The sequence below is a fragment of the Bacillus pfraonensis genome, assembly GCF_050768835.1.
GTDB lineage: Bacteria > Bacillota > Bacilli > Bacillales > Bacillaceae_G > Bacillus_A > Bacillus_A pfraonensis.
In genome coordinates this window covers 1-17141 of record NZ_JAHCDO010000017.1, presented here as the reverse complement: position 1 = coordinate 17141, position 17141 = coordinate 1, and the positions used below count along the sequence as shown (strand labels likewise).

General features: G+C 36.9%; 18 protein-coding genes and 1 pseudogene. 4 read left to right on the top strand and 15 right to left on the bottom strand.

The window, feature by feature from the left end:
- Positions 1–63 precede the first annotated feature (63 nt).
- The 3 genes from KFD70_RS17535 to KFD70_RS17525 form a co-directional block, all read right to left on the bottom strand.
- Complete coding sequence (locus tag KFD70_RS17535) at positions 64–957, bottom strand: cation diffusion facilitator family transporter (protein WP_336450210.1); 894 nt, start codon at positions 955–957, stop codon at positions 64–66.
- Between the two features lie 208 nt (positions 958–1165).
- Positions 1166–3430 (bottom strand): protein translocase subunit SecDF, encoded by a 2265-nt coding sequence (secDF, locus tag KFD70_RS17530; RefSeq protein ID WP_336450211.1) that lies wholly within the window; start codon positions 3428–3430, stop codon positions 1166–1168.
- A 355-nt stretch (positions 3431–3785) separates the two neighbouring features.
- Entirely contained in the window at positions 3786–4070 is a 285-nt protein-coding gene (locus KFD70_RS17525) for a post-transcriptional regulator (RefSeq protein WP_336450212.1), read from the bottom strand.
- A gap of 206 nt (positions 4071–4276) precedes the next feature.
- On the opposite strand from KFD70_RS17525, the gene spoVB reads away from it, so the two are divergent.
- Positions 4277–5836: a stage V sporulation protein B gene (gene spoVB, locus KFD70_RS17520; RefSeq protein ID WP_336450213.1), complete on the top strand. Its 1560-nt coding sequence runs from the start codon at positions 4277–4279 to the stop codon at positions 5834–5836.
- A gap of 39 nt (positions 5837–5875) precedes the next feature.
- Here spoVB and KFD70_RS17515 read toward each other — a convergent pair whose 3' ends face one another.
- Positions 5876–6532, bottom strand: a complete 657-nt coding sequence (locus KFD70_RS17515) for a DUF421 domain-containing protein (RefSeq protein ID WP_336450214.1) — start codon at positions 6530–6532, stop codon at positions 5876–5878.
- Positions 6533–6645: 113 nt separating this feature from the next.
- Here KFD70_RS17515 and KFD70_RS17510 point away from each other — a divergent pair, with 113 nt between their 5' ends.
- Entirely contained in the window at positions 6646–7029 is a 384-nt protein-coding gene (locus KFD70_RS17510) for a TIGR04086 family membrane protein (protein WP_241814875.1), read from the top strand.
- A gap of 32 nt (positions 7030–7061) precedes the next feature.
- On the opposite strand, the gene yajC is transcribed toward KFD70_RS17510, so the two are convergent.
- The 6 genes from yajC to ruvA are packed head-to-tail and all read right to left on the bottom strand — an operon-like array spanning position 7062 to position 11396.
- Positions 7062–7322 carry a preprotein translocase subunit YajC gene (yajC, locus tag KFD70_RS17505; RefSeq protein ID WP_017150677.1) on the bottom strand — a complete coding sequence of 87 codons (261 nt, stop codon included), beginning with the start codon at positions 7320–7322 and terminating at the stop codon, positions 7062–7064.
- Between the two features lie 27 nt (positions 7323–7349).
- Positions 7350–8489: a tRNA guanosine(34) transglycosylase Tgt gene (gene tgt / locus KFD70_RS17500; protein WP_336450215.1), complete on the bottom strand. Its 1140-nt coding sequence runs from the start codon at positions 8487–8489 to the stop codon at positions 7350–7352.
- A gap of 14 nt (positions 8490–8503) precedes the next feature.
- Complete coding sequence (gene queA, locus KFD70_RS17495; RefSeq protein WP_336450216.1) at positions 8504–9556, bottom strand: tRNA preQ1(34) S-adenosylmethionine ribosyltransferase-isomerase QueA; 1053 nt, start codon at positions 9554–9556, stop codon at positions 8504–8506.
- A gap of 18 nt (positions 9557–9574) precedes the next feature.
- Positions 9575–9775, bottom strand: coding sequence for a DUF2905 domain-containing protein (locus KFD70_RS17490; protein WP_174098877.1), 201 nt, complete (start codon positions 9773–9775; stop codon positions 9575–9577).
- The gene (ruvB, locus tag KFD70_RS17485; protein ID WP_336450217.1) at positions 9772–10773 is read right to left on the bottom strand and encodes a Holliday junction branch migration DNA helicase RuvB; all 1002 of its coding nucleotides are present in this window, start codon (positions 10771–10773) and stop codon (positions 9772–9774) included. Before ruvB ends, KFD70_RS17490 begins: the two co-directional genes overlap by 4 nt.
- 5 nt (positions 10774–10778) lie before the next feature.
- Positions 10779–11396 (bottom strand): Holliday junction DNA helicase RuvA, encoded by a 618-nt coding sequence (ruvA, locus tag KFD70_RS17480; RefSeq protein WP_017150673.1) that lies wholly within the window; start codon positions 11394–11396, stop codon positions 10779–10781.
- A 191-nt stretch (positions 11397–11587) separates the two neighbouring features.
- Between ruvA and KFD70_RS17475 the strand changes: the two genes are divergently transcribed.
- Positions 11588–12532, top strand: a complete 945-nt coding sequence (locus KFD70_RS17475) for an iron-hydroxamate ABC transporter substrate-binding protein (protein ID WP_336450218.1) — start codon at positions 11588–11590, stop codon at positions 12530–12532.
- 13 nt (positions 12533–12545) lie between these two features.
- Here KFD70_RS17475 and KFD70_RS17470 read toward each other — a convergent pair whose 3' ends face one another.
- The 3 genes from KFD70_RS17470 to KFD70_RS17460 form a co-directional block, all read right to left on the bottom strand.
- Positions 12546–13076 carry a BofC C-terminal domain-containing protein gene (locus KFD70_RS17470; RefSeq protein ID WP_336450219.1) on the bottom strand — a complete coding sequence of 177 codons (531 nt, stop codon included), beginning with the start codon at positions 13074–13076 and terminating at the stop codon, positions 12546–12548.
- Positions 13077–13259: 183 nt separating this feature from the next.
- On the bottom strand, positions 13260–14174 hold the full coding sequence (locus KFD70_RS17465) for a DMT family transporter (RefSeq protein WP_336450220.1): 915 nt from the start codon (positions 14172–14174) through the stop codon (positions 13260–13262).
- 68 nt (positions 14175–14242) lie between these two features.
- Complete coding sequence (locus tag KFD70_RS17460) at positions 14243–14563, bottom strand: ArsR/SmtB family transcription factor (protein WP_336450221.1); 321 nt, start codon at positions 14561–14563, stop codon at positions 14243–14245.
- Positions 14564–15045: 482 nt separating this feature from the next.
- Here KFD70_RS17460 and KFD70_RS17455 point away from each other — a divergent pair, with 482 nt between their 5' ends.
- Positions 15046–15480, top strand: coding sequence for a branched-chain amino acid ABC transporter substrate-binding protein (locus KFD70_RS17455; RefSeq protein ID WP_336450222.1), 435 nt, complete (start codon positions 15046–15048; stop codon positions 15478–15480).
- A 67-nt stretch (positions 15481–15547) separates the two neighbouring features.
- Here KFD70_RS17455 and KFD70_RS17450 read toward each other — a convergent pair whose 3' ends face one another.
- Together KFD70_RS17450 and KFD70_RS17445 are read right to left on the bottom strand one after the other, a co-directional pair.
- Complete coding sequence (locus tag KFD70_RS17450) at positions 15548–16228, bottom strand: YhcN/YlaJ family sporulation lipoprotein (RefSeq protein ID WP_336450223.1); 681 nt, start codon at positions 16226–16228, stop codon at positions 15548–15550.
- Positions 16229–16349: 121 nt separating this feature from the next.
- Positions 16350–17141: pseudogene (locus KFD70_RS17445) on the bottom strand (SafA/ExsA family spore coat assembly protein); the annotation flags it as partial.

The window sequence follows — 17141 nt, the reverse complement described above, 5'->3', positions numbered from 1 at the left end:
TACAAGTTCTATTAACTAAGATTGAATATCTCCATAAACAAATGTTCATTTACTCGTTTCATCTCAATCAGGAGAATACGGATTAATATGAACAAACACATTCTGTACGTTATCTTGTTTCATCAACACCTCTTTTACATGTTTCCCAATGCGATGCCCATCTTCCACTGTGATATATGGATCAACAGACACTTTAATATCGACAATAACGTAATGCCCATGCTCTCTCGCATATAGGGAGCCGATTTTTTTCACACCTTCTACTCCAAGGGCTGCTTCTCTTAATGGAATAACATCTTCCTCATGAAGGACATGATCAAGCGTTGTATGGATTGCTTCTTTCCCAATACTCCATGCCATCTTTACAACAAGTAAAGAAACAAATAATCCCGCAACAGGATCGGCGTATACAAGCCAATCTACACCTAATTTATCCCCTATAATAGCTGCACAAATCCCAATTAAAGCTGCAATTGAAGAAAACACATCTGAACGGTGCTCATATGCATTTGCAATAATTGCATCACTGTTTACCCGTTTCCCTAATCGATATTTATACCGAAACATTCCTTCTTTTACCACGATAGAAAGGATAACCGCAAAAATTGTAATCCCCTTCGGTGGTTCTAGGTCCTGCGAGAAAGCCTTTATAGACGAGATCGCGATTTCAATCCCTACAATAAATAATAATACCGCAACAATAATCGCTGAAATCGATTCCGCTTTCCCGTACCCATAAGGATGATCTTCATCGGGCGGTTGCTTCGCCGCCCGCAGTCCGAAAAATACAGCTAACGAGCCAACTACATCTGATGCTGAATGAACCGCGTCTGCTAAAAGCGCCTTACTATTCCCAATATAACCGATTACCGCTTTCACAATCGCTAAGACAATATTTCCAACGATTCCAACAATAGCGCCAAACTCCGCCTGTTTAAAACGTTCATCTTTTTCCATACATGAAATCCCTTCTTTTCTCAAACTACCTTTTTATTGTAGCGAAAATAATGGCAAAATTAACACTTCCCTCCAGTCCTCCTCGAGACTGGCTCTACTAACCTTTAGCAAAAAAGCGCTAAAAGAAGTGTCACTTTAGTGTATCCGCAAACGAAAAAAGAGATGCCTTCTAAAAGGCATCATCTTTTTATATGTTCTGTTCTAAATTTTACACTTGTGGTTCAGATACTTCATTTTCTACTTTCTTCTTACCTTTTCCTTTTTTCAATCGGCGATTTTCAAGCATGAGCCAGATTTGAGAAGCAACGAAAACAGAAGAATACGTACCTACAACTAATCCGATCATTAATGCAAGTGAGAAATTGCGCAGTGATTCACTACCAAAGATAAGCAGTGCAATAACAGGGAACAGTACAGTTAGAACCGTATTAATAGAACGACCAATTGTTTGACGAATACTTGAGTTTACGATTTCTTCCAAATCTTTCAAGTCGCGAATTCGTTTTTTCTGCTTGTATAGCTCACGGTTTCGGTCAAACGTAACAATCGAGTCATTGATGGAATAACCAATGATTGTTAATACCGCAGCAATAAACGTTAAATCTACTTCCAATTGGAAGATACTGAACACAACAATCATAACGAACGCATCATGTAACAATGCGATTACAGCAGATAATGCATATGTGAAACGGAAACGAATACTTACATATAAAATGATAACCGCTGAGGCAATCAGAACTGCGATAAATGCATTTCGTGCAATTTCTTTCCCGATTGTTGGAGAAACTGTACTTACATTTGGATCTGTCCCGTATTTATCGTAGAAGAATGTTTTTGCCTTTGCAATTTCATCTTTCGATAAAACACCAATTGTACGAACAGCAAACCCTTTATTGTCATCTCCAGTCGGTACAATGTCCTCTTTTTTCACATCAATTTTCAATCCATGTAAATCTTTTTGAACTTGATCTACACTAATCTCTTGTTTTGACTGCAAGTCCATACGTGTACCACTTGCAAAGTCAATTCCAAGATTCATTTTGAAAATTGGTAGTATAATTGCTCCAGCAATAACAACTACAATTGAGAATAAGAAGAACTTGTGACCAATATTTACAAAGTTAATACGGTCAAATCTCGTTGGTGCATGTTGTAAACCTTTTGACAACGGAATAATTTCCTTCTCTTTCACACCAAAGTACGATAATTTCTTATCGAAGTAACGGCTTTTCACAAGTAATCCAAGTAGGAAACGAGTACCGAATACGTTTGTAATAAAGCCGACTAGAATACTCACAATTAAACTTGTTGCAAACCCTTTTACAGAGCTTGTACCATAAACAAATAATACACCAGCTGCTGCTATTGTTGTAATGTTTGCATCTAAAATCGTCGCTAACGAACGATGGTTACCAGCACGATATGCTGACATCATTGATTTGCCAATTCGTAATTCTTCCTTCAGTCGCTCGTATGTAATGATATTTGCGTCAACCGCAATACCAACCCCGAGCACTAACGCCGCAATACCTGGTAACGTAAGGACTGCATGCATCCAGTTAAAGATAAGCAATGTTACGAAAATATATAAACCTAACATGATAACCGCTACAAGTCCTGGTAAACGGTAGAATACAAGCATGAATAAGAAGATTATAGCAATCCCGATTATACTTGCAAAAATTGTTTGCTCTAATGCTTGTTGACCAAATTTTGCTCCAACAGATGTTGAATACATTTCTTTTAAATCTACAGGAAGTGCACCAGCGTTTAATAAGTCTGAAAGCTGCTTCGCACTTTCAACTGTAAAGTTTCCACCAACGATGGATACTTCCGCTTGGTTAAATACTTGGTTTACTGTTGCTGCTGATAAAAATTTCGGATTTGGTTTTGCAGATTCTGCTTTGTAAGAATCTTTTCCTTCTTCAAAATCAAGCCAAATCACCATTAAATTTGTTGGCGGCGGCATTTTAGATATTTTTTCAGTTACTTCGCGAAATTTTTCAGCACTTTTTAATGTAAGTCCAACGCTCGGTCGACCTTGATCATCAAACGTTTGCTTAGCCCCTCCGCCTTTTAAATCTGTTCCGTCCATGAGAAGATTATCATTCACATCACGGAATGTAAGTTTTGCTTGTGTAGATAAAATTTCACGTGCTTTTTGCTGATCCTTCACACCAGCAAGCTGTACACGAATTCGATCTTTCCCTTCGATTTGAATATTTGGCTCACTTACACCAAGAACATTCACACGATTTTCAAGAGCACCTACTGTACTTACAAGTGCATCACGATCAATTTTATCTCCCTTTTTCGCTGGTTTTACTTCATACAAGATTTCAAAACCACCACGAAGGTCTAGTCCAAGACTAATTCCTTTTGTTATGTTTTTTCCTGTCGCACCAATAATTCCACCGATTAATAATACGATGAGAAAAAAGGCGACAATTCTAGTACTACGCTTTGCCATATGTACCTTCTTTCTGCTACTAAAATCATAAACAAATCCTATCATTCATTTACGCTAGACAATTTCCTGTAACAATCATTTCTGTTTATTCACAGGTATTCCTCTACACTTATGTGTTTGTCTAGTTAGTAGGCTTCCTTTCTGTGAATTTTTAACTTTTTCACTAGTGCTACTAGCCATATAGGTAAATTTTCAGTTCTACGTCCTAGTTGTACAACCAAACCCTATATCTTACTACAAATTGTTATGTTTTCTGCTTTCTACCTCCTTTACTTAGAATCTCTGACATATACATTCCTCTTTATCAATACCTATCATTATACTGCAAAAGGAAGAACAAACCAATTACAGCCAGTTATTTATTTTCATATTCTTCAAATGACCAAAGTGGTTCTTGATATGCTTCTACCGTTAAATATGTCATGTACTCATTTGCTGTTAATGTTAACACATCATTCACAAGTTCATATAATCTAACATCACTATCTACTTTTTTCCACTTTTTACTTTTTAAACATTTCCAAATCTCCTCGGTTGTCACTCGGTCATAGCCAATCATTTGAAATTCTTCTACTTTGCTTTCTAAAACGACTTGCAACTGTCCGCGGTAAGCTTCTACCAAATCTTCTTTTTCAGTCATACTATCACATCTCCTTTTTATTTCAGCACGAAAAGTCGTTTTTCATCCCGCTCTAATGGACAGCAATAACTGCCTTTAAGAGTTCCTTCCTAGTGAAAGTCTTACTTTATATGTTCATCCTCTTAAATGCTTGTCATTCTTGTCTCATACGTGCATATAAATTATTGTAAATCATTCCATTGATTTTGAGAAGGTAGGAGAAGACCATGACAAGACAAAGCTTTTTACGAGGTGCATTTATTTTAATGCTAGCTGGTTTTATTACAAAAATTCTCGGGTTTATAAACCGGATTGTAATGGCGCGTATTTTAGGAGAAGAAGGCGTCGGTCTTTATATGATGGCTGTCCCTACTTTCATTTTAGCAATTACATTAACACAAATCGGACTTCCTGTTGCCATTGCAAAATTCGTAGCAGAAGCGGAAGCAGTAAATGATAAACAAAAAGTAAAGAGAATATTAACAGTATCATTAGCTGTTACATCCGTTATTAGTATTATCTTAACAATCGCAATCATGCTTCTAACCCCTATTTTAGCTGAAACTTTATTAACAGATAAAAGAACGTACTATCCGTTAATGGCCATTTTACCTGTTGTTCCTGTTATTGCGGTTTCATCTGTTTTGCGTGGCTATTTTCAAGGAAAACAAAATATGAAACCAAGCGCATATGCACAAGTGTTAGAACAAGTTATCCGTATTACCATTATTGCCGTATGTATTCGTCTATTTTTACCTTACGGTGTTGAGTACGCTGCTGCAGGTGCAATGCTATCAGCTGTTCTTGGAGAAGTTGCTTCTTTATTATTCTTACTCACTTTATTTCAGCGCGAAAAACATCTTTCCATCCGAACCGGTTTTCTAAGTACTGTCAAAGAAAGTAAACAAACTTTTCATTCGCTTATGGAAATTGCACTTCCAACTACAGGGAGTCGCTTAATTGGGTCAGTCTCTTATTTTTTCGAACCAATTATCGTTATGCAAAGCTTAGCGATAGCTGGTGTTGCTGCTTCAGTTGCTACGCAGCAATACGGCATATTAAATGGCTATGCGTTCCCTCTTTTATCACTACCAGCCTTTATTACATACGCTCTTTCTACAGCACTGGTACCATCGATTAGTGAAGCAATGGCAAAAAAACAACATCGATTAGTAGAACATCGTCTGCAACAAGCGCTTCGAATTTCTTTAATTACTGGAGGCTGGTCGGTCGTTATTCTTTATGTATTTGCTTCACCTGTTTTAACTCTCATGTACGGTTCAGATAGCGCAACTGCATTCATTCAATTACTTGCACCTTGCTTTTTATTTCACTATTTTCAAAGTCCCCTCACATCTGTTTTACAAGCTTTAAACTTAGCACGCGCCGCGATGATGAACACTTTTATCGGAGCCATTGTAAAACTGCTCGTTATTTTCTTACTCGCTTCGCGCCCAGAATTTCAAATGATGGGGGTCGCAATCGCAATTGCTGCTAACATTGTAACTGTGACATTCCTTCACTACGCAACTGTCTTAAAGAAAATTACATTTACAATTTACATAAGAGATTATATTTTCGGAGGGGTTGCGATTGTCATTGCAGGAGCTTTCGGATTCTACCTCCACAAGTACATTATTTTTTCACATTCACTTGGCATGCAAACATTATGGGAAATCACATTAACCACCATCCTTTATACATTGCTTCTTCTCATTTTCAAACTCATTCACAAAGACGAATTACGGCGTCTCCCGATCATCAGAAAACTATCATTTTTGAAATAACCATATAAATAAGAAGCTTGCTTTTTCACTGCAAGCTTCTTATTTATCTTTTAAATCCACAAAAAACTCGCCATTTTGAAAACTACAATACGAAATTTCTGTCACATCACTGTATCCTATATTTTCCAGTTTTCTCGCAAGCCATTCTTCCGACTGTTCAATCATCTGCAAATGTGATTGTTGCATCTCTCCATCAATAATTAGTGGAAATGAAAAAATAGGGGTATCATCTTTATTTTTTTTACTCTTTTGTTTATGAAATACAGACAGTTTTCCTGAAGCTTCTAAAATAGCATATTCGACATCGCGAATATCACCAATTCCTTCTTCTCTTAACTGCATTAATAAATCGTCCATGTTATAACGTTGCTTTCGCATTTGTTTCTCATCAATTTTCCCTTTCCGAACAATAATGGCCGGTTCACCATCGATTAAATGACGTAGTTTTCCACTTTTGAGCGAAGCATATGCTAATACAATTTGAATTACTACAATTACTATCATAGGGACAATTTGATCCCATATAGGACGATCAGCTTCAATAATTCCTAATACAGCAATTTCTCCTAACATAATGAAGACGATCAAGTCTAATATACTTAGTTCCCCGATTTCGCGCTTTCCCATAACACGAAAAATGATTAGCATAATAAAATATAACAGAACTGTTCGTAAAGCAATTCCCCATAGTTCCATCTGTAATCCCCTTTCTATTTCTTTCTTCTACGACGTAGTTTAACCAGCAAAAAAGAAACTAGTCTAACTTACAAGAAGTGAAAATATGCTTGTATTAAAAGGAGGAATTTATCATGGATGGAACGAAAAAGTTATCTACAGCAATTGGGTTTGGCATTATCACTTTATTAATACTTGCCTCTGTTACAAGTATGGTGATTGCACTTTTATTAAAATTCACAAATATTAGTGAAGGAGCATTGGCAATCACTCTTTTCATATTTGCGATTCTCTCTACTCTCATCTCTGGCTTTGTCGCTGGTAAAAAGGCACAAGGTAGAGGATGGTTAGTCGGCTTCACAACCGGACTTACCTTTACAATTCTTGTTTTTCTCGTTAGCTACTTAGGTTTCTCACACGCCCTATCCAACTCACAGCTTCTCTATCAGCTTATGTTGATGGGAGCAAGTACAATTGGTGGTATATTCGGCGTTAACATGACGAAACGCTCGAATTAAAAAAGCCCTGCTATTAGCAGGGCTTTTGACTGTTACTTCTTCACAACTTCACGAATCGCATTGCGATCGAATGTTAAGTGTGAACCACCAGATTTAATTACAATCGTAGTGTCATCTACTGATTCAATTGTACCGTGTAAGCCACCGATTGTTACAATCGCATCACCTTTTTGTAATTCACTTTGCATTTGAGCTACTGCCTTTTGACGTTTTTGTTGCGGGCGAATTAATAAGAAATAGAAAATCGCAAACATCGCAACGATCATGACAATATTCATCATACCTGGATTCATCTTTTGTTCCTCCTTTTAAATTATGTATTAGAAGTTTTTAGCATTCGGTTTATTAAAGCCATATTGCTCAAAGAACTCTTCACGGAAATCGCCAAGACGATCTTCACGAATGGCTTGTCTCACCTGCTCCATTAAGTTTAACAGAAAATGAAGGTTGTGATAAGACGTTAAACGAATTCCAAACGTTTCATCACATTTCATTAAGTGACGAATGTACGCACGAGAATAATTTTTACATGTGTAGCAATCACAATTTGGATCAAGCGGACCGAAGTCTCTTGCAAACTTCGCATTCTTCACAACAAGACGCCCTTGGCTTGTCATACATGTACCATTTCGAGCAATACGTGTTGGAAGTACGCAGTCAAACATGTCAATACCACGAATTGCACCGTCAATTAATGAATCAGGAGAACCTACTCCCATTAAATAACGTGGTTTATTGTCCGGAAGAAGCGGTGTTGTAAATTCAAGTACGCGGTTCATAATATCCTTTGGCTCCCCAACTGATAATCCACCTACCGCATAACCAGGGAAATCCATTGAAACAAGGTCTTTCGCACTTTGACGACGAAGTTCTTCAAACTCTCCACCCTGTACAATACCGAATAACCCTTGATCCTCTGGACGCTCGTGTGCTTTTAAACAACGCTCTGCCCAGCGGCTCGTACGTTCTACAGATTTTTTCATATATTCAAAAGTAGCTGGGAATGGCGGACACTCATCAAATGCCATCATAATATCTGAACCTAATGCATTTTGAATTTCCATCGCTTTTTCTGGTGATAAGAATAACTTGTCTCCATTTAAATGATTGCGAAAATGTACGCCCTCTTCTTCAATGCGGCGGAAGTCGCTTAAACTAAATACTTGGAAACCACCTGAATCTGTTAAGATTGCTCGATCCCAATTCATAAATTTATGTAATCCGCCTGCTTCACGCACAATTTCATGACCTGGACGAAGCCATAAATGATACGTATTACTTAAAATAATGCCTGAATCCATTGCCTTTAACTCTTCTGGTGACATGGTTTTCACTGTCGCAAGTGTACCAACTGGCATAAATGTTGGTGTATCAAATGAGCCGTGTGGTGTATGGACGCGCCCTAAGCGTGCACCCGTTTGTTTACATGTTTTAATAAATTCATAACGAATTGCTGTCATAGATTTACTCCTTTTTATTTGTTTCCTACTTTAGAATGAGATGCAATGAACATCGCATCACCGAAGCTAAAGAAACGATATTTCTCTTTTACTGCTTCATTATACGCATGAAGTACATTTTCTCTATTTGCAAATGCACTCACAAGCATAATTAATGTTGATTTTGGCAAGTGGAAGTTTGTAATTAAACCATCAATTGCTTTAAATTCATAACCTGGATACATAAAGATATCCGTCCATCCAGATGCCGCGCAAAGCTTACCATCGTTATCTGTAGCAATTGTTTCTAATGTACGAGTTGATGTTGTACCAACTGTAATGATACGTCCACCGTTCTCTTTCACACGATTTAACAACTCTGCTGTTTCTTCTGACATATGATAATACTCAGCATGCATATGGTGTTCTTCAATTGTATCTGCAGACACTGGTCTAAATGTACCAAGGCCAACATGAAGTGTAATGAACGCCAAGTGAACGCCTTTTTGTTTCAATGTTTCTAGTAGCTCTTCTGTAAAATGAAGCCCGGCTGTCGGTGCTGCTGCAGAACCAATTTCCTTCGCATATACCGTTTGATAACGATCACGATCTTCTAGTGTTTCTTTAATATACGGAGGAAGCGGCATTTCTCCAAGTTCATCTAAAATTTCATAAAAGATACCGTCATACGAAAACTCAAGCTGACGGCCACCTTGATCAGCTGTTCCAATGCAAGTTGCTTTTAGCTTTCCTTCGCCAAAAGAAATAACCGTTCCTTCTTTTACACGTTTAGCCGGTTTCACAAGTGTTTCCCACTTATCACCATCTTCTTGTTTTAAAAGAAGTACTTCGATATGTGCACCTGTATCTTCTTTCACACCATGCAGGCGAGCAGGCATAACTTTCGTTTCATTTAAAACTAAGCAATCCCCCTCATGTAAATAAGAAAGAATGTCAGTAAAATGCTTATGCTCGATATCACCTGTTTCACGATCTAACACCATTAATCTTGATGTTTCACGCTCTTCAAGCGGTGTTTGTGCAATAAGTTCTTCCGGTAAATGAAAATCAAACAGATTAATATCCATAACTATAGCCACCTATTTCTATTTAAATCGATTTATTATATACATAATAAAAGATAATACAATACTTAACACAATACATGTAATGATCGGAAAATAAAAGGTAACGTTTCCTTTTTTCACAAAAATATCGCCTGGAAGCCTTCCGATAAACTTCCAAGCTATTCCCACGACAATGAGAAGGATACCCGCCGTAATAAGCAACTTCGGCATATCCGTCATAATTTTGGCATCTCCATTCCGAAATGGTTATATGCAAGCGGTGTTACAATGCGTCCCCTTGGCGTTCGTTGTAAAAACCCGATTTGAAGTAAATACGGTTCATATACATCTTCAATCGTCGTAGATTCTTCCCCGATTGTCGCTGAAACAGTCTCTAATCCAACTGGTCCACCGCGGAACTTTTCAATAATACCGAGCAGTAACTTATGATCGATATGATCAAGCCCTAATTTATCGACTTGCAAGAGCTCTAATGCCATTTGAGTAATTTCCATCGTAATCGTTCCGTTGCCTCGAACTTGCGCAAAATCACGCACGCGTCTTAATAATCGGTTCGCGATACGCGGCGTACCACGCGCACGCCTTGCAATTTCTAAAGCAGCTAATGAGTCTATTTCAACTTCAAACACCTCTGCTGTACGCTCTACAATTGCTGACAGTTGATCTACCGTATAGTACTCCAATCGTGATAACACACCAAAACGATCACGAAGCGGCGCTGATAACGCACCTGCACGTGTTGTTGCACCGACTAATGTGAACGGTGGTAAATCAAGCCTTACAGATCTTGCAGTTGGTCCTTTACCAATGACAATATCAAGGCAAAAATCCTCCATCGCTGGGTATAATACTTCTTCAATCGATCGGTGCAGGCGATGAATTTCATCAATAAATAGTACATCACCAGGTTGAAGCGCCGTTAACACTGCCGCTAAATCCCCTGGACGCTCGATTGCTGGACCTGACGTTGTTCGAATATTAACGCCCATTTCATTAGCGATAATATTCGCAAGCGTCGTTTTACCAAGTCCTGGAGGTCCGTATAATAGTACGTGATCCAATGTCTCCTCACGCATTTTCGCCGCCTCAATAAACACTTCTAAATTATGTTTTGCCTTATCTTGGCCAATATACTGACGGAGCGTCTGTGGCCGTAACGAATATTCTAAATCCGCATCTTCATATGCCGATTCTCCTGAAAGGAGGCGTTCGTCCATTCTACTCACCTCTTACCATTTAGTAAAAGACTAAGTGCCTTTTTAATATATTGATCCGTCGTAAGTGATTCTTTTAACAACTCAGGTACAACACGATTTACTTCTCGTTCAGCATAGCCAAGTGCACGCAGTGCTTCAAGCGCTTCGTCAAGCTCAGCCGATGAACCTTTCTTCTCATCGAAACGTTCTACATCTGAGAATAAATCAACAAATGCATCCGGCACAACATCAGCTAATTTTCCTTTTAAGTCTAAAATCATTTGGCGTGCTGTTTTCTTTCCAACTCCCGGGAATTTCACTAAGAATTTTTCATCCTCATGTTCAATTGCTTGCACGACCTGTCCAGTTTGACCAGAAGCTAAAATTGCGAGCGCACCTTTTGGCCCAATTCCTGACACACCTAACAATTTTGTAAATAATAATCGCTCTTCACGTGTCTTAAATCCGTAAAGCGCCATAATATCTTCTCTCACATAATGATATGTATATACACGAATTTCTTGCTTACTTCTTTGGAATACATACGGATTTGGCGTGAAAATTTGATAGCCAATTCCATTATGATCAAGAACGACATATTCCGGCCCTACATATTCCACATAGCCTGTAACATATTCAAACAAAATACGATCTCTCCCTCTTAAATCATGTATTCCATTTTAACATATTTAATGATGGAAAAGCGAGACTGACCCAACAAATGTTCTCTGTTTGGATTTTCCATTTTTTTAATATTGACAGAAATATATAAAGCAAATTAATATTACAAGGTCGATAATGATTATCAATACTAATTAAAGGGGTTACATACAAGATGAAACGCAATCTATCTATTCTACTTACTCTCATTCTTGTTGTTCTTGCCATTGTTGGTTGCTCTTCTAAAAAAGAAGAAGCACAGACAAAAGAACAACCAAAAACAAAAGTTGTAAAACATGCAAAAGGAGAAGTTAAAATTCCGATAAATCCAAAAAGAATTGTTGACTTATCTGGATCATCTGAAGAATTATTACTTCTTGGCCATAAGCCTGTTGGTACTGCCAACACGTATAAAGATAAAATCCAAGATCATTTACAAGAAAAGCTAAAAGGTGTAAAAGCAGTTGGTTGGTACTGGGCACCTAAAGTTGATTTAGAAGCAGTTACTGCTTTAAAACCAGACTTAATTATTTTAAACAATCGTCAATTGAAAATTTATGATCAACTATCAAAAGTTGCACCTACAGTTGTCTTAGAAACCAACTTAGAAAACTGGCGCGGTAAATTTAAAGAAGTAAGCAAGCTATTTGACGAAGAGAAAAAAGCTGATAAATGGATTGCAGACTACGATAAAAAAGCAGAGTCCTTATCTAAAAAAATTAAAGAGAAAACAAAAGATGAGAACTTTATGTTCCTCGCTGTAACACCACAAAACTTCCGTGTATATGGTAGCTTCGGATATGGTGATATTCTCTTTAACGACTTAAAACTTCCTGCAACGAAAGGCACAGATTTAAAACAAACGATGGCACAAGTATCACTAGAAGGTCTTGTTGCATTCCAGCCGGATCAAATGTTTATCGTAAACTTTGGTGGCGAAGCGGATAAAGTGTTCGATGACTACAAAAACAGCGCTGTTTGGAAAGATAATAAAGCTGTAAAAAACAATCACGTCTATGAAGTAAGCAATGAAGTTTTTAACACAAAAGCATTTAACCCAATCGGAAAAGATATGCTAATTGATGAAATTGCAAAACAAATTTTAGATAAAAATAAATAAGAAAAACAGCAGCTCATCCCGAGCTGCTGTTTTTCTTATTTTGCACTGCATACTGCTTCATTTTCTCAATTGTCTTCACAAAACGTTCTTTTGACTTGATGCGAATACCGCGTTTTAACTCTGCTCGTTCATAACTTTCTAGCTTTTTCATATCAATTTGAAAAAATGAATGAATCGCATTATCTTCTTTTGGCACACCATTAAAAATTTGCAGTATTCCCTCATTAGAAACACCAAAATACCCACTCGTTTTAAGCAGGGGTGAAATATCATCTACCTTTTTTTGCAACACAATTTGTGTCTCATCACGATCGACAAGCTGCCATTCTTTATACTGCTGTAGAAACTGTTCTAAGTTTGCTACTTTTTCAGTAAAAATTTCCTCACTTACTTCTCCATCTAAATACATACGCTCTAATAAGATTGTAACTTGAGGCTCTTTTTGTGTAACCTCTGATGCAGGAGCCGCAGCTATCACACTCGATTCATGATATAGACAAAACATAGCAATTACGACTTGAACTGCAATCATTATGAATTTCATTTCCGCTCACCTCTTCTAGGCAATCTAAAACTTCTATTTGTAGTTTTTCCGGAATTAGAAGTTTTATCCATAGGAAGAGTAGATATCGTTTATTGAGGATTATAAAATATGCAAACTCTCGAACAAATCACCACTTTGTACACCAAACAGTATCAGAGTAAATTTCTGATATCACAAGTTCTTTTAATCATGTAGAGACATGTTTTTATTTTTACTTGTTTGAACCGTCGCAATATAAACCCCTGCTAGCACAATTACCATTCCAAGTAGCTGTTGCCATGTAATTGTTGCTTTGTATAAAACAACTGCAATTAAGGTTGCAACGATAGGTGTGATATTTAAATACATACTTGCTTTACTTGCTCCAATTTCTTCTACCCCTTTATTAAATACTATATAGCCAATTAGCGTTCCACAAACGACCATATACAACATCTCAAGCCATCCTTGTATAGAGAGCGCCGGAACTTTCTCCCATCCTCCCTCAAAAACAGAAAGACCTGCTAGAAAAATAGCTCCTATTACAGTCATACTCATAGTCGTCAACAAAGGCGAAACACCCTTCATCACTGCCTTCCCAGTTAAGCTGTATAACACTCCACAGGCTAATGCAGCTATAAACAATAAATCTCCTTTATTAAACGACAAAGATATAAGTGTATATAATGAGCCTTTCGTAATAACAATAATGACACCTATAAGGGATAAAATTAAACTTATTGCTATTTTCACACTCCATGTTTCTTTAAAAAACAAAATTGCTCCCATTGTAACAAACACTGGCATTGTGGCAATAATTAATGAGCCATTCATCGTAGAAGTATAATTGAGTCCCATAAAGAAAAATGCATTGTATCCAAAAATGCCGGTTAAGGATACAAATAATAAACCTTTCCAGCTTTTACTTAACACGCTCATATTCCACTCAGCTTTAACTAGAACAATCCCTATTAAAATAACTCCAGCTAACGTGAAACGAATCGTCGCTGCAACAAGTGGTGGAATTTCTGTAATAACATGCTCCGCTGTTGCAAAAGAGCCACCCCAAAACAAAGGAACGAGTAACATTAATACATACATTCGATTCTTACCATTCACCTTGATTGCTCCTTTTCACTAAAAATGAGTTCAAATGTTTAAACTTGTAAACTTATAATCTAAAAAAATTAGTAGTTTGATTCTACCGCTACAATTAACTCCTTAATTTGTTTTAAAAATTCTCGTGAACTTACAGCATAAAATATCTCTTTTCCATTTCGATCAGCTGTAATTAATTCTGCCTGTTTTAAAATTTTCAAATGATGAGAAACAGCTGGTCTTGAAATACCCATTCCATCGGTTATTTGAGTTACATTCAGACTTTTATTTTCAAGTAACATCATAATAATTTGTTGACGATTTATATCTCCCAAAGCCTGAAATATAGGTGTTGTTAATTTAAATTTCTCCAAAACAACCTCTGTATTTTTACATTCAAAATTTTCCATATTCTTTTCATCCTTACCATTTCATATAGTCACTATATTGTGTAATATATTACCATTTATATTTTAATCTTATTGAAGGGATTTGTAAATAAATCAATCTAATATTCTGATATTTTAACCTACCAAAAAGTGAAGTTGGACGACAATTCTCTTATGCATAACTTCATTTCACCTTTATATAATAAGAAAGACGCCTGAACATAGCAGGCGTCTTGATGCGTTTACGGCGAGAGACCAGGCGGCCACATCCGCGTGTTTAGCACTTAAGCATATCTCTCGTCTTACGTAAATTAGCTCATCGCTTTGCTAATATAACATTAATGTACAAAAAACGCAAGCTAATCCTAAAAATTTTTATTAACTTTTCATACCAACATATATTCCTCAAGATTCTTAAGTAAAATATAAATTGATTAATGTAAAATATATGTTACAATAGGCATGGATATAATGAAAAATCTGGTAAAACAGGAGTGAGTACATTGAAAAAAATAAAAGATGAACGTTTAATCCTTCAAAATTTAAAGAACGTACGAATTGCCTTTTTATTTCAATCGATTGGTATAATAGGTATTTTAGGTTATATTGGCTTCAATGAAGGAATAGATCAAATTACAAAGTCACCGCTATGGTTATTATTCATACTAACAAGTATACTTCTAGCCTATTTACAAATGGGAATCTCTATTGACTCTGAAGAAAATGAAAAGGGAATCAAAATCACTCCTTATTACAAACTTGTTTTACGCTCTGCTATCGTAGGAATCATCTTTGTTGTTATTTATGTTATCTTCAGTCCTGAAAGACCATTATGGGAAGCACTTCTTATTGGAATTATTTTTTTCTTATGTTTCTTATCTTCTTATTCTGTTGGTTACTTTATTAAGAAAAAACGATTACAGGATATAGATGAATAATTTTCCATGTCGCTATGTTAATACTTATGAAAACAAAAAGGAAAGGCGTAAACCTTTCCCTTTTTTGTTATCGCACTGTACCAGTTAGACCATCACGAATGTCTCGGAACAGATCTGTTATATCACGATTTAAATCGTTTGTTACTGTTCCATTGCGCAAACGTGTATTCACTGTATCGACACGGTCAAACATGTCATTTTTAACAGTTACATACACATTACGGTTTTTCACATCGTTGGCAACAGCTTGACGAATTTCATTTGCCATTGCTGTTTCGTTTGCTACTGCACCACGTGGTTTTACTGCAATTACTACATCATTTCCTCGCACAACAGTAGAAACGCGATCTACATTATTCATACGTTTAACACGATTTGTAATTCTTTCTGCTGTCTTACCATCGTTGTTAATATATGAATTATTCATTGTAATGTTACGCGTTGGATATGGATTTGCTATTTGACCATGATAATTCACATCACGATAATAGTTATATCCGACATCATTACGACGATCATATACATTATCTGTAACTCTATTCCCATTTCGATATGTTACATAATCTGTATAGCGATCAGTACGCGTCACATTATTTCTATGTGGATGTGTATTATCATACGTTGTACGCTCATAATTGTAAGTTGCATTACGATCATCCATCGCATTGTTATTATTAGGTGTACCACATGCAGCTAACGCACTGGTAACTAACAAAGAAGCGGCAATAATTTTAATCTTTTTACTCAATATAAAAACCCCCCTTGTTAGGTTGAACTTCTCTCTCGAAAAGCTCCTTCTTATAGTGAGTAACAAAGGAGGTTTTTACACTTGTTAATATTTCACTAGGAATTTTCTAACACTACTCTTTCTATTCCTCATCTTCTGCAAGTGGGTCTCCAAAAATTCTCGGCGGATCTGGCTGATAAAGCGCCGCACCTGGTTGTGGTGCATATGCAATTTGATTTGTTGGGTAGTATGGAGAATTCGGATAGTATGCCCCCCCTGGCTGTGGACTATATAAATTTCTTTCCTCACCACATCCACAATCTTCTTCTGCTGGCATCATTGGCGGCATGTTATTATCCGTTTGTGGTTGATATGGCATTGAAGTATGTTGCACCGGCATTTGGTACGGCATTATTGGTACACCTTGTGTATACGGCATTTGATAATACGGATTTTGCTGTGGTTGATATGGCATTTGATAATATGGGTACTGTTGTGGCATCATTTGTGATTGATATGGCATCGGTATTGGTTGCGGCATCATTGGCGGTGGTTGGTTATTATCCATCATCGGCATCATGTTCGGCATTTGGTCATTATCCATATTCGGCATCATGTTCGGCATTTGGTTATTATCCATTATCGGCATCATGTTCGGCATTTGGTTATTATCCATTATCGGCATTATATTCGGCATTTGGTTATTATCCATTATCGGCATTATATTCGGCATTTGGTTATTATCCATATTCGGCATTTGGCTATTATCCATCATCGGCATCATGTTCGGCATTTGGTTATTATCCATATTCGGCATCATGTTCGGCATTTGGTTATTATCCATTATCGGCATCATGTTCGGCATTTGGTCATTATCCATATTCGGCATCATGTTCGGCATTTGGTTATTATCCATTATCGGCATCATGTTCGG